Origin of the sequence: Lysobacter sp. Hz25 (assembly GCF_046097045.1) — a bacterium.
GTDB classification, from domain to species: domain Bacteria; phylum Pseudomonadota; class Gammaproteobacteria; order Xanthomonadales; family Xanthomonadaceae; genus Lysobacter; species Lysobacter antibioticus_B.
On sequence record NZ_CP175666.1, the window covers coordinates 3,979,765 to 3,993,832 of the forward strand.

Here is a 14,068-nt window from a genome sequence, read left to right on the forward strand (position 1 = left end):
TCTGCGCGGATCGGGTCCGGCGCACGCCGGCGCGATTGACGCGGCCGTACGGCGGGCGATATCCAGACGCGGCAGTACGGAGGGGAACCGGCCACGCGCACGCCCTAGCGCGCGCCGGTAACGCGACCCGCTCCTCCCTTCATGACGATCCAAGGAGAGAGATCATGGCACTGAGCCGTCACGTGGCCGTCGCCCTTCTGGGCGGCGCCGTCGCCTTGTCCAGCCTGCCCTCGCATGCCGAGCAAGGCGATTACGGTTTCTTCGAAACCATCCGCAACCTGTTCTCGCCGCCCAAGGCCGACAACAAAGTCCAGCCGGCGCAGCGCAGCGGGCAATACCCGCTGCTCAGCCGGGATGCCGCACGCGCCGACGGCTTCGATCCCGGCGCGTACTACCAGTGGCAGACAGTGCAGTTGCCGGCCGAGACCGGCGCGGTCTGCGGCAACGGCTCGCCGTACAAGATCTTCGTCAACCGCGTGCCCGACACCACCAACACCATCATCTACATGGAAGGCGGCGGCGCCTGCTGGGACTATGCGAGCTGCTCGGGCCAGGGCGGCGTGCGCGGCGCGCGCAATCCCAACGGCGTGCCCGACGACTACATGAAGCTGCTCAATCCCGGCGCCAGCCTGGTCAGTCCGTTCGTGACCCGGGTCAGCCCCTTCGACGGGGTCAAGACCCAGGGCTGGAACATGGTCTACGTGCCCTATTGCACCGGCGACCTCTACGGCGGCGACAAGGTCGCGGTCTACAACGACCCGAGCGGGCAGGCGCAACCGCTGGTCTGGCACCACAACGGCCTGCGCAACTCGCGCGCGCTCACCGCCTGGCTCAAGGACAACCTGCCGCGACCGGGGCAGATGCTCAGCACCGGCTGCAGCGCCGGCGGTGCCGGCAGCCTGATCAACTACGACCCGCTGCGCCGCGATCTCGCACCGAGCCGCGCCTTCCTGATCGACGACTCCGGCCCGATCTTCCCGACCCCGCGCAACGGCGACCCGGCGCAATACCCCTCGCAGCCGCTGATGGCGCATATCCGCGGCGCCTGGGGCCTGGACGCACCGAACGGCCCGCTGGCCTACCTCGCCAGCGGCCTGCCGCAGCTCGACCTCGACGAACTCGGGTCGATCTATCCCGCGCTCGCCAACAAGCACGGCAACGACCGGCTCGGCGCGACTCACTTCTGGCAGGACCTGAACTACTCCTCGTACTCCTACGAACGTTTCCACGACGACATCCAGTCGGCACCGAACCAGGCCGCCAAGGAAGCCCTGATCCATGCCAAATGGGGCAGCGACACCCAGCGTCTGTCGGAGCGGCTCAACGGCCTGGACAACTTCGGCGGTTACTTCCCGCAGTACCGCGCCTTGAACGAAAGCCACTGCACGACCATCGTCGATTTCAAGAACGGCGATGTGCAGGAGCAGAGCCTGGAGCTGAAGCACTTCATCGACAGCGTGCTCGACGGCAGCGGCAAGGTGCGCGACGCTTCCGAGCAGAACGACAGCCGCGACAAGGCCAAGCCGTTCAACCTGCTGTACTGGCTGGTCGACCAGTTGCTGGCCTGAGCGGCCCACACCTGACCGGCTCACACCTGATAGAAGCAGGCACCGATGCGCACGACCCTCCTGTGGGTGCTCACCCTGACCGCCGCGGCCATCGCCGCGGCGGTCGGCGGCGGCTGGCTGCCGCTGTCCAAAGCGAAAGCCGATGCGGTACCGGCCAGCAACGCTCAGGGCACCGGCGCGCCATCGCAGATGCAGGCCCTGCTGGCGACACCGCAGGCCCGCGACTACCGCCAGCGCCAGCAGTTCCAGCGCGATGCGCAGCGCTTCTTCCGCGATGCGCGCAACCTGGGGCCGGTCGCACGCAGCCAGCGCGCGCAAGTGTTGGAGCGCAAGATCGATGCCTATGAGAACGCCGGCGAACTCTCCGCCGGCGAAACCATGCTGCTGCGGGTCGGGCTGATCCAGGCCACGGTCGCCGACCCCGCCGAACAGGCGGTGCAGGTCGAAGCGCTCGCCCAGCGTTACCGCGCCGATGCCGCACGCCGCAATGCGCAGTGGCAAGACCAGCAACAGCGAGACCCGCGTTTCCGGGACTACAAGCAACGCGAACGCGACGTGATCGCCGAAGTCCTGGCGATGCAACGCATCCCCGGCGGGCTCAGCCGCGACGAGTACCTGCGCCAGCGCCTGCAGGCCGAACGCGAACGGGCCTATCGTTAGCGGTGCTGCTGTCGGCTGGCGGCAACGCGCTCAATCGCCTTCCGCCACCACCACCCGATTGCGCCCGCCGCGCTTGGCCGCATACAAGGCCTGGTCGGCGCGCGCGAACGTGGCGGCCGTGTCCTCGCCGGCGCGGTGCGTGGCCAGGCCGATGCTGATCGTCAGCGGCAGGCCCACCGGCAGGTTAGCGACCGCCTCGCGCACGTATTCGCATTGCAGCTGCGCTTGCGCCTGACCGCACTCGAACATCATCAGGAACTCCTCGCCGCCGTAGCGCGCCACCCCGCCCGGTGCGGCCGCGTACAGGCGCAGCGCCTCGGCGACCGCCAGCAGGACACGGTCGCCTTCGGGGTGGCCGTGGATGTCGTTGATGGTCTTGAAGTGGTCGATATCGAGCACGGCGACATGCAGCGCCGCCGGCGCCTGCTGCCGGGCCAGCGCTTGTTCCAGCGCCAACGCGAACGCGCGCCGGTTCGGCAAGCCGGTCAGCGGATCGGTGCGGGTCAGCGCAGTCAGATCGGCGTTGCTGGCTTCGAGCTCGGCTTGATACTGCAGTAGCTTCTGCTCGTACCAATCGCTCTCCTGCAACTGCCGCGCCAAGGCGTGGCTGACCCGGCGCAATTCGAGCAGGCGCGAGGTCTGGGTCGACAAGGCCTGCAGGGCGAGGTACTGGTGCTGGCGCAGTTCGCGCGGCTGGCGGTCGATCACGCACAGCGTGCCGAGCGCCTCGCCGCCCGGCGTCACCAGCGGCGCCCCGGCATAGAAGCGGATGTTCGGGTCGTCGACCACCAACGGGCTATCGGCGAACCGCGCATCGTTATGCGTGTCCGGCACCACCATGGTCCGGTTCGGCTCGAGGATGGCGTGAGCGCAGAACGCCAGCTCGCGCGGCGTCTCGCTCGCGGCCAGGCCGATGCGCGCCTTGAACCACTGCCGGTCGGCATCGATCAGGCTGACCAAGGCGGTCGGCACATCGCAGATCGCGGCCGCGATCGCGACCAGATCATCGAAGTCCTTTTCCGGGGCGGTGTCGAGGATGTCGTAGCTACGCAACGCCGCCAGGCGCGCGGCTTCGTTGGCGGGTATCTCGGGTTTCTGCACGACTCGGATTCCTGGGGTCGGACCTGTCGGACCCCATCCCCTGTCATGGCCTCCGACCTGCCGAGTCTAGCAAGGCCTCGCCGCCGCGGGATCGGACCAGAGCACGGACCGGACCGGCCGCCCTGCCCCGTAACCGCGCCATGCGCAAGTGCGGGACCGCCCCGACCCTCGTTTCGCCGACCGCCGTCACGGCCATTGCGCGATGCCGTACTTTCAGGCGATGGCGCTGCTTGCAATGTCGGCCCGCTACAATCGAACCTGCCGTGCAGGCGCGCGAGCGGCCTGCGAACGACAACCTGGAACGACCGCACCCATCGCCACAGAGAGGGCCACGTGCAAGTGGAAACGAACGATTACGTCGAACTCAAGAGCGAGATCCTCGACGGCATGCGCAGCTACATGGAAGAAGTCGCCGAAGACGGCAGCGACGCGGGTTACACCGCACAGGACATCGACGACTGCGAAGGGATCATCGATCGTTTCCTCGCCGCCATCGCCCACGCCGCCGGCGACAACGCCCGCGCCAGCGGCGCGGTCAAGGATGCGGTGCTCGCCCTCAACGCCCTCAACGCGCGCTGCGGCCACAGCCTGATCGAAACCGATCAGCGCGAAGGCCTGTGCGAACTGATCATCCGTGTCGCCGCGACCGCCGGCGTGGGCTCGGGCCAGGACGACATCACCGAGGAATGGCGCGAGTGGTGAGGCTTGTCGGCTCCTGATAGCTGCCACTCCGGCGGCATCTCATGCATTCGGAGCGTAGAACGCGAGCCGTTCTACCTCCAACTTGGGCGCATGCATCGCCCCTTCAGGCAAAGCTCATAGCATTCGCAGCACAGGCCTCGCTGCGCTACGGCGGGATGATCTCAGTCTTTCTAACGCTCTGCCTGATATTTGTCTTGCCGAAATAGCACTTACCACGATACTGAATCGATCTACCGCCGTGGCTGTAGACAATCGACGAGCGGCCGCCTATTTCGATCAGTACCGTTTGCTGGCCAGCCGGACAATTCGACGGAACCGCGTCGCGCAAGTGCTGGACTACAGGCCCCATCAGGCGGGCACAGTTCCCTCCACATTGCCGCCTGATCAAGAGCGTGGATTGCTCCTTAATCTCCTCGCGCGTGTACGAATATTCCCCAGTGCGCGACACATAGTAGACCGAGACCGAACTCGATTCGCGCAAGTCTTTTGAAAGCTCAGCGGAAGCCGCGCGACCGGCATCGCCCGCTTGTTGGGCACCCGCAATGGTCAGGAGAAGTGCGGACAGACTCGTTGCAGTGGGCATCGCTTTACGCTCGTTGGCTCACAAGTACTGAGCGACCCAGCAGAGCCTCCGGCGCCAACGGCGTCTGTGCGGTGGAGTACGGCGAATCTTTCGGCCATTCGCTGCCTACAGCGAGGATATGAAACTCATGGTTCGAGCGCAAAGTTGACCTCCGCCCGCTGATTCCGCTTGTAATCATCGCCATCAGCTATCTGGCGCTCCGACGCATACTCACTCAACGATATGAGACGGCGAGCATCGACACCCGCATCCAGTAGATATCTATAAACCAATACTGCACGCCGAAGCGCGAGCTCATTGCACTCCTTCCCAGAACATTCGTGAGGATCGGTATGACCTGTCACCTCGAATTGCAGGATCGGATGCTGTTTCAGTGTCTCAACCGATTGCTTCAAACGGCCGATATCGAACTCACTGGAAACAGCGGACTCCATACTCTCGCCCTTTACCGGACGACCGCTCTTGAAAGATGCACCACCAAGATCGATTGAAGTACATCTTGCGGCACCTGGGAGGGCAAGAAGGCCGATCGCCACCAATAGAGTGTGATCACGGAAAATTCTTATCGCAGTTGATGACATAGCGCCCCCGGTTTCAGAAGACAATTTACCGATGAAAAAACATTCGTCTAACCAGCCCCCCGACCGCCAGTTCGATGAAATCCGTCTCGATACCGATGCTTTGAACGAACTTGCTGTCTCGAAGAGCCTGACAGTACTCGCCCGCGGCAAAGACACCAGCGGAGTAACCTGCCAAAGAAATCCTCGACATCGGCTCTCGGCACGTTGTAGCAGTCCAATTGAATCACCACTCTTTTGCCTAACGAATTCGGGAAGCTGCTGAACAACACCCCATCGAGTGCCGCATCTATACAGCCATAGACACGGTTTTTCAGCCGACAAAGCTCCTCATCAATCGAGCCAACCCACGGCCCTTCTTCGACAAGCACCATCTTCCACTCATCGTGAGAGCCCCCCTTCACAACAAAGTCGACAATAGTATTACTGCGGCTATTCATAGCGGCACAAAAGCACATGATCGATCGCAGTAAACCTTGGCGAGTGACCTAGCCATAGCGGGCGACATAAACCCATCACACAAGCTTGCGCATGTACGGAAAAGAAATTTCGGTCAAGACATAGCGTCATAACCCCACCCTCCTCGAGGCGCGATCACCCAGCCAGTTGAAGGTGTACTTGGTGCCGTCCGGCGCGTAGCCGATCAATCCCTTGCCCGGGCCATTCTGCACGCTGGGCAGTTCGGAGAAGAACCATCCGTCTTTGGTGGCGTAGGTGTAGTTGATCGAATTCACCGGTTTGACGCGCTTGGGATCGGCCGGAATGCTCAGCAAGTCCCCACCGCCGCCACCATCGATGGTGAGCCGGTTACCGCTCCAGAACATCGAGCGGTCGAACTCGATATAGCCGTTGTCGACGTTCGCCGGAACCGGCACCCAGCCATTTTGTTGCGCGCTCTTGCTTTCGTGGATGGCGCCGACATAGGGGATGTCGAGGTCCCAGTTGCCGTTGAGCTGTCCCTGTGCGATGTCGTGCGGGTCGTGGAAAATACCCAGCGCCACGCGCAATCCGCTGTTACCGGGCAAAGCGACCAGATCGTGGCTGAAGCGGACGGTGCCGTTGAACAGGCTGACCTTGTCGCCGAACGCCTCGTCGCCCAGAGGAGACACGTTCTCGGTCGAACGAACCCGCTTGGCGTATTCGTTAGGCCAATCGGTTCCCTGGGCCCGCACCGAGCCAAGCGCCAATGCCAGCGTAAAAAACGCCATCCATGCCAAAACGCGCCGCAACCAGCGATTGCGATCCGTAGTTCCGTTTGTAGTTCTCATGGCTCATCCGTGTAGTCAGCCCTTGCGGCTGAAACCTTCGATGCGGGCAACCTTTCCCGCTTCCCGTCACGATTTTTCTTCGTAAGAAATGTGCTTTGCAAGCGGCACGAGCGGCTGAAAAAGTGAACAGGAGTTGCTTGAAGGTAATGTGCTCTTTGCCTGCTCCATTCGGAGCCAAGCACTCTTATCCACGACGCAGCGATGCGACAGAGAACTATCGATCGATATCCGATTGATGCCTTCGCCGGCGTAACACCAGGCGCAAAAAAACCGGGCCCGCGAACGGGCCCGGTCTGGATGACGCTTCAACCTGCGATGGTTACGGAGTGACGGTCAAGGCCACCCGCAACGCCACCTTCGGCCGCACCGGATCGTCGCTGGCCACGCAGACATAACCCACGTGCCCGCCCGGCGCGAGGCCGGCGGTGTTGATGCGCACGCGATTGGCGATCGTGCCGTGTCCCGGCACGGTGCCGAAGGCGCGCGTCGGCGCACCGATCCAGGGCGCACCGCAAGCGCTCAGGCCCTGGATGTCGTAGGCCAGCCCGGCGAAACCGGCACCGGCCAACCAGGTGCCGACACCGCTCGCGTCCGGCGCGATGGTGCGGAACTGGCTGTCGCCGCTGTTGGAGGCGAACCAGACCCAACGGTTGGCGAAGCTAGTGCGTGCGTTCACCACCAGCCAGTAACGGCCCGGTGCCAGTTCGACGTTCTGCCCGGCCGCGACCAGGTCCAGCGCGATGTTGGCGCCGTCCAGGGTCACGCCCGTGCCGTTCGGCGCGGAGGTGTAGCTCCACACCGCATTGCCGGCCAACGGGTTGCTGCTGGGATTACCGCCGTTATCGGCGTACACGCTCCAGCTGATGTTGGTCGCCGTGCTCGCCAGGGACGCACCGCTGGACACGAAGCCTTCCGAGAACAGCTTGGACAGGCGGGTGGTGTCGGTCAGGGTGAAATCGTCGCTGGAGAACTGCGCCGGCAGACCGCCGGCCGATGCCGGGTCGGTGTAGATCGTGCTGCGGAAGCCGCTGGCGACGCCATCGCTGCTGGCGTTGACGACGGTGCGCGAAGCCGAACCGGTGTTGTCGACCTGGAACTCCAGCGGCGAGGCGCTGGTGTTGCCGATGCTGAAGTCGGCGAAACCACGGCTGCCGGCCCTCAGGCTCAGCGACACCTGTTCCGGACTCAACGCGATCGCCGGCGGCGGCACCGAGATCGCGATCGGCAGATGCAGATCGGGCGATGCGCGGGTCAACAGCGGCTTGAGGTCGAGCTGACCGAAGTGCCAGCTTCCGTCCTTGGCGAAGCCCTTGCTCAGCACGATCACGTGCACCGTCGTGCTCTGCCCGGGCGCGGACAGGAACACCGGCGGGAAGGCGATGCCGTCGAGCCCCTTGACCTGCGCCAGCCACAACTCCGGCTTGCCCTGGGCATGGCGGAAGACGCGCTTGAAGGTGCACGAGCCATAGCACTCGCGCTTGTCCAGGCTGGCCAGGTTGAGCTTGGAGACGTCGCCGCCGGTGGCCGGATCGGCCGCCAGGAAGTTCGCCGTGGTTTCGTTGAGCACCAGGCCCGAGCGCAAGGCGCGATCGACCTGGATGCGGCCCGCTCCCTTGGCGAAGGCGTCGGCCGGGGTGACTTCGTCTTCTTTGAAGACCTCTTCCTTCGAGGTCATCATCAAGGCCGACTTGATCTCGTGCGAGGTCCAGTCCGGCTTGGCCTGGCGCAACAGCGCGGCGGCGCCGGCCTGATGCGGCGAAGCCATCGAAGTGCCGCTGAGCAGACCGACGATGTTCTCGCTGCCGGTCAGGGTGGTGCCGGAAATCACCGCGAGCACGTTGACGCCGGGTGCGGTGACGTCGGGCTTGATCAGGTCCAGGCCATCGGTCGGTCCGCGCGAGCTGAAACCCGCGAGCACATCGGGCGTGTTCGGAATCGGCGTCGGCGGGAAGTTGATCCCGCCGGTCGTCGTATTGCCGTTGCCGGTGGCGAAGTTGCGCAAGGCATCGCTGTCGGTCTGCGCGGCGAGGAAGGTCGGGATCGTCGTACCCGGCACGCTGGGCGCGGTGACGCCCGGCTGGTTGTTGGCGATCACCACCGCGACCGCACCCGCGGCGGCGGCGTTGTTGACCTTGATGGTGAAATTGCAGGTGCCGCGACGCACCACCGCTATCGCGTTCTGGAACGCGGCCGCCGGGAATGCGGCGCACCCGTCGGCGGCGGTGTCGATGCCGGCGCTGACGCGCACCGGCGTGGTCGGCGGCAACGAAGCGGTGAACGCCGCCCCGGACACGCCTTCGGTCAGCTGCACCGCCTGCAATGCCGGCGGCACGGCGCCCGGGCCGGTCACCTGCAGCAGATAGGCGAAGGTGCCGCGGCCGTGTTGGGCCGCAGCGGTCGTCGAGGTCCACGGTTCCTGGTGGCCCAGCGTGTTCGGGCCGGGGCCGCTGTTGCCGGCCGAGGTGGCGATGTAGATGCCGGCATCGGCCGCGTTGAGGAAGGCCAGCGACACCGCTTCGCCCCACGGCGAGGCGCCGCCGCCGATCGAGTAATTGATCACGTCGACGCCGTCGGCAATCGCCTGGTCGACCGCGGCCACCGCCGAGGTGTTGGGGCATTGGCCCTGGTTGGTCGCGATGATCGTGTAGCAGATGTCGTAGGCGATGATGTTGGCGTGCGGGGCGACGCCGGAAATGCGGATGTTGCGGCCCTTGAAATTCGCGGTCCAGGCGTTGCCGGCCGCGGTCGAGGCGGTGTGGCTGCCGTGGCTGTTGGTGTCGCCGAAACCGGGCTCTTCGCGCAGGCCGGCAACGCCGCAGGTGTTGCCGGGCGGCCCGCAGACGAAGTCGTAACCGCCGATCAGCTTGTCGTTGCAACGGCCTTCGTCGACGCCGCCGGGGGCGCAGGTGCCGAGGTAGTTGCCGCTGCCGTTGGGATTGATGTGCTGATAGCCGGTATCGTCGACCGCGGCGAACGCCGGGCTGCCGAAGTTGATGCCGGTATCGAGCACGCCGACCACCACGCCTTCGCCGCGGAACTGAGTCGGGCTGGCGTTCCACAACGCCGGCGCGCCGATCAACTGCGGGCCGACGTCGGTCGCCAGCGGATATTCGCGGTATTCCTCGACCAGTTCGACGCCGGGCAACTTGGCGATGCGCGCGGCTTCGTTCTGGGTCATGCGGGTGACCACGCCGTTGACGGCGTGATGCATGCGGCGCTCGATCGCGAGCGGACGGCCGATCAAGGCACTGATGCCGCGCTCGTGATCGCGCTGCACGGTGTCGAGGTGGCGTACGTAGCTGCGCGCTTGCGCGCTGTGTACGTCGATGCGATTGCCGTCCGCGTTGTTGGCGGCAGCGCTGTTCGCGTTCTGCGCGCCGGCCAGGCGTTGCGGCGCGGGCAGGCCCGCGACTTCGCCGTGGTAGGTGCTGAGCGGTGCTTCCTTGTACAACACGATGTAACGGCTGGTCTGGGTTTCCAGGCCGTTATGGACACGATTCGGCGATGGTGCGCCGCCGATCGGGCCGGCATCGGCCGGGCTGTCGTTCGAGAGACCGCGGATCGCGGCCCCCGCGAGCGCCGCCAGCCCGACCAGGCTGATGGCGATCGTCAATCGGTTCAGTGCAGTTGGCATGAGAGATCTCCTCGTCCGTTCGCGAAGAAACCGCCCCACGCCTGCCCCCTCAGGCATGTCGCGGTTCGAATTCAGGAAGGTAAAGATCGTCGGCGACGAACGGCGGCCCTGCTCCGTGCCCGCAGCCCCCCAGCGCCCTTCCAAGCGCCGGAACTACCGCAAACGCAACGAGGCGTTGCCTCCCCTCCCAGGCCAGCAGCCTGCTGGAGCCTCGAGCGTTGCGGCGTGATGAGTAACACATTTTCGATGCGCCCACAGATGCTTTTTCGGCATGTTGCAGTGCTGAAACCTCAGTTCCGGGGCAGGCGCGGACGTGCGGCCGATGCCGGCCAGCGATGGCAGCGAGGCCGAGCGAACCTGTCGCCTTCGGCGAGGCCTGCCGCAAACGACGACGGCGCCCCGTGGGGCGCCGTCGTTTTGTTGCGCCGCGGCAGAGTCGCGGCGTTCACCTTGCATCGCACGAGTCGCGGGTAAGGCGCACTGCGACGCGGCCTCAGGGCGTCACGGTCAACTCCACGCGCAAGGCCGAGTTGGGGCGTTCGGGATCGTCGCTGGAGACGCAGACATAACCGACGTAGTGCCCAGGGGCGAGACCGTTGCTGACGACGGTGACGTCGTGGTCGTCGCCATTGCCGATTCCGACTTGGCCGCTGCCCAGGTGGGTGAGGATCCAACTCGCTCCGCAGGTATGCCGCGTCTCGACGCGCCAGGCCAGTCCGGTCCCGCCGGGCCCGGGCAAGCCATTTCTCCAGTTGTAGAAACCGGGACGCATGGTGCGATAGCCGTTGCTGCCGGCCGAGTTCGATTGCTGCCAGATCCACTGCGTGGCTTGCGCCGTGCGCACGTAAGGCACCAACCAATACCGTCCAGGCGCCAAGTCGAGCGTTTGATTGGCAGCAGCGAGATCCAAGCCGATATCGCCCCCCTTGAGACGCAGACCGGGCGCGGTCATCGAAGCGGTGGAGAAATTCCAGACCGCCGGTGGATTGCCGACCGTCATCGGGTGTCCGGATGGGTTGCCGGTGACATCCGGATACACGCTCCACCCCAACATCATGGCCACGTTCGCCAACGGCGAGCCGCCGCTATTCGCGCCCCGCACGAGCACTGTGCCTATGCGCGTGGTTTCGGTGAACGTGAAATCCTCGGCGGCGAAGGCCGCCGGCGGATTGAGGTTGGGATCGGTGAAGATCGTGCTCACGTCTCCATACGCAATAGGCGAGGCGCTGGTGTCCACCAGCGTGCGCAGTGCGGTGCCGCCGAGCTGGAACTGATACAGCAAGGACGAGCCGCCACGATTTTCGACACGGAACGGCACCGTCGCGTTGCTGCCCGCGGCCACGGTCAACGACACCTGCGCCGGATTGAACGCGATCGCCGGCGGCGGCACCGCGACCGCGATCGGCAAACGCAGAACGGCCTGAGTACTGCCGCTGCCGGAGCTGAGCTCCAAACGGCCGTGACGCCACGAGTTGTCTTTCGGCACGCCGCTGCTGTCGATGGTGACGAGCACCGCCTGGCTTGCGCCCGGCGTCAGCGTGAACTGGGTCGGCGCAACCGTGCCGGGAAAGCCATGCAGAACCAGGTTCCAGGTCTGCGCGTTCGCCGAGGTATTGCGGAAAACCCGGGTGAAGCTGCAACTGTCGGGACACTTCGCCTGCGCCAGGCTCGCCAGGTTCAAGTTCGCCGGGTCGCCGCCGTTGGCCGGATTGGCCGCGCGGAAGTTCGCCGCGGTTTCGTCGAGCACCAGGCCGGCGCTCCAGGCCTGATCGACGCGAATGCGGCCGGCACCGATCGCATGCGCATTACCGGGCGTGTACTCGTCGGGCAGGAACACCTCGTGCTTGGCGGTCATCATCAAGGCCGACTTGAGCTCGGCCGCGCTCCATTGCGGCCGTGCCTGACGCAGCAACGCCGCCGCGCCGGCATTGTGCGCGGCCGCGATCGACGTGCCGTTCGCCAACGCGACCGCGGACTCGCTGCCGCTGATCGCCGTGCCCGACGTCGCCGCCAGCACCAGCACGCCGGGTGCGGTCAGGTCGGGCTTGAGCACGGAGAAACGGCCGGCCGGCCCGCGGCCGCTGCTGCCGGCCAACACGTCGGGCGTGTTCGGGATCGGCGTCGCCGGATAGCCGATGCCAGCGGTCGCCGAGGCCTGGGCCATGGCGAAATCGCGCAACTGCGTGCCATCGGCGGCGGAAACGTGGAAGGCCGGGATGGTCGTGCCCGGATAGGTCGGCGCGAACGTGCCCGGCGCGTTGTTGGCCATCACCACCGCGACCGCACCGGCTGCAGCGGCGTTGTTGACCTTGATCGAGAAGGTGCAGGTGCCACGGCGCATGATCGCAACCGCGCCCTGGAACGTCCCGCTTGGGAATGCACTGCAACCATCGGCCCCGGTGTTGATGCCCGGACTCGCGCGCAACGGCGTGCTCGCGCCTATCGCCGCAGTCAGCGCTACACCAGTACTGCTTTCGCCCAGGACGATCGTCTGCACCGCCGCCGGCACCGGTGCGGGACCGGTGACCTGGAGCAAGGAAGCGAACTCGCCGCGCCCATGCTGCGCGGACGCGGTCGTCGCGACCCAGGGTTCGAGATGCTCGACCTTGCCCGCCTCCGAGCCCAGATTGCCTGCCGGTACCGCTACATAGATGCCGGCTTCGGTGGCGTTGAGCAACGCCAAGGACACCGCTTCGCCCCAAGGTTCGAGACCGCCGGTGATCGACAGGTTGAGCACGTCGACGATACCGTCGGCCACGGCCTGGTCGACCGCCGCGACCACCGACACGCCAGGGCAATAGCCCTGCCCGGTCGAGGCCACGCTGTAACAGGCGTCGTAAGCGATCAGATTGGCGTGTGGAGCGACACCGGAGATGGCGACGTCGCGGCCCTTGTACTGGACCGTGCGCGCATTGCCCGCGGCCACCGAGGCCACCTGCGTGCCGTGGCCTTGGTTATCGCCGAAACCGGGCTCTTCGCGCACCGTCGAGATACCGCAGAAATTGCCCGGCGCGCCACAGACGAAATCGTACCCGCCGATCAGCTTGTCGTTGCAGCGCCCTTCGTCGACGCCGCCGGGAGCGCAGGAACCGAGATAATTGCCGCTGCCGAGCGGATTGAGGTGTTGATGATTCGCCGCGTCCACGGCAGCGAACGACGGGCTGCCGAAATTGATGCCCGAGTCGATCACACCGATCACCACGCCATCGCCCCGGAACGAGGTCGGGACGGCATTCCACAACGCCGGTGCGCCGAGCAACGCCGGCCCGGTATCGCCGGCCTGGGCGTATTCGCGATAGGGCTCGACCAGCAAGACCTCGGGGCGCTGCGCGACACGCGCAGCCTCGGCCGCGCTCAAGCGCACTACCGCGCCATTGAGCGCGTGACGCAGGCGCCGCTCGACGTGCAGGCGGCGTCCGAGCGCGCGGCCGATCGCGGCTTCGTGCCGCGCCTGCAGGCGCTCGAGGTGATCCAGATAGGCGCGTGCGCCATTGCCATGCACGTCCAACCGTCCGCGGCCGGCAGGGCCGGCCTGCTGTCGCGCCGGTGCCGGCAGATAACCCGACTCATCGCGATAGGCGCTCAGCGGCGCCTCGCGATAGACCACGACGTAGCGCACGGCGTCGCTGCCGCTGCCTGTACTCAAGCTCGGTGGCGGAGCGCCGCCGACCGGCCCCGAATTTCCTGCCTCCTCGCGCGGCATCTTCATGGCCGCGAAAGCGAGCGCTGTCACCGCCGCCGCGGCTAGCGCCACGGCGATCGAAATCTGCTTCGACATCCTGTTGTCTCCCGGGTGATGGGACGGTACGAGCGCACCGTCCGGCCGCGATGTTCGCATTACGCCTTGCGGATGTCCGCTGCGGCCGCGCGCATTGCGGTGGCTTGCAAAAGCACAACTAACCTGCGCCCGACCGGTCGCCAAGACTGCGACGCCGGGCCCCACCCGGAAGGCTGCGCGCCAAAAAAAGCGGCGC

Annotated in this window: 9 protein-coding genes; 3 read left to right on the plus strand and 6 right to left on the minus strand. The window is 65.8% G+C overall.

Annotated features, from left to right (window positions below):
• Positions 1–164 precede the first annotated feature (164 nt).
• The gene (locus ACKN61_RS16260; RefSeq protein WP_408950414.1) at positions 165–1,568 is read left to right on the plus strand and encodes a pectin acetylesterase-family hydrolase; all 1,404 of its coding nucleotides are present in this window, start codon (positions 165–167) and stop codon (positions 1,566–1,568) included.
• Between the two features lie 45 nt (positions 1,569–1,613).
• A complete protein-coding gene (locus tag ACKN61_RS16265; protein ID WP_408950415.1) occupies positions 1,614–2,228 on the plus strand; it encodes a hypothetical protein in 615 nt (204 codons plus the stop codon).
• 30 nt (positions 2,229–2,258) lie between these two features.
• On the opposite strand, the gene ACKN61_RS16270 is transcribed toward ACKN61_RS16265, so the two are convergent.
• Complete coding sequence (locus ACKN61_RS16270) at positions 2,259–3,329, minus strand: GGDEF domain-containing protein (RefSeq protein WP_408950416.1); 1,071 nt, start codon at positions 3,327–3,329, stop codon at positions 2,259–2,261.
• A gap of 333 nt (positions 3,330–3,662) precedes the next feature.
• On the opposite strand from ACKN61_RS16270, the gene ACKN61_RS16275 reads away from it, so the two are divergent.
• Positions 3,663–4,031 (plus strand): hypothetical protein, encoded by a 369-nt coding sequence (locus tag ACKN61_RS16275; protein ID WP_408950417.1) that lies wholly within the window; start codon positions 3,663–3,665, stop codon positions 4,029–4,031.
• 145 nt (positions 4,032–4,176) lie between these two features.
• Here the strand turns inward: ACKN61_RS16275 and ACKN61_RS16280 are convergent, their stop codons facing one another.
• The 5 genes from ACKN61_RS16280 to ACKN61_RS16300 all read right to left on the minus strand — a co-directional run bounded on the left by ACKN61_RS16280 (position 4,177) and on the right by ACKN61_RS16300 (position 13,872).
• Entirely contained in the window at positions 4,177–4,614 is a 438-nt protein-coding gene (locus tag ACKN61_RS16280; protein ID WP_408950418.1) for a hypothetical protein, read from the minus strand.
• 125 nt (positions 4,615–4,739) lie between these two features.
• The gene (locus ACKN61_RS16285; protein ID WP_408950419.1) at positions 4,740–5,219 is read right to left on the minus strand and encodes an OmpA family protein; all 480 of its coding nucleotides are present in this window, start codon (positions 5,217–5,219) and stop codon (positions 4,740–4,742) included.
• A gap of 539 nt (positions 5,220–5,758) precedes the next feature.
• Positions 5,759–6,400: a hypothetical protein gene (locus tag ACKN61_RS16290; protein ID WP_408950420.1), complete on the minus strand. Its 642-nt coding sequence runs from the start codon at positions 6,398–6,400 to the stop codon at positions 5,759–5,761.
• Between the two features lie 379 nt (positions 6,401–6,779).
• On the minus strand, positions 6,780–10,094 hold the full coding sequence (locus ACKN61_RS16295) for a S8 family serine peptidase (protein ID WP_408950421.1): 3,315 nt from the start codon (positions 10,092–10,094) through the stop codon (positions 6,780–6,782).
• A gap of 493 nt (positions 10,095–10,587) precedes the next feature.
• Positions 10,588–13,872: a S8 family serine peptidase gene (locus ACKN61_RS16300; protein ID WP_408950422.1), complete on the minus strand. Its 3,285-nt coding sequence runs from the start codon at positions 13,870–13,872 to the stop codon at positions 10,588–10,590.
• Positions 13,873–14,068 lie beyond the last annotated feature (196 nt).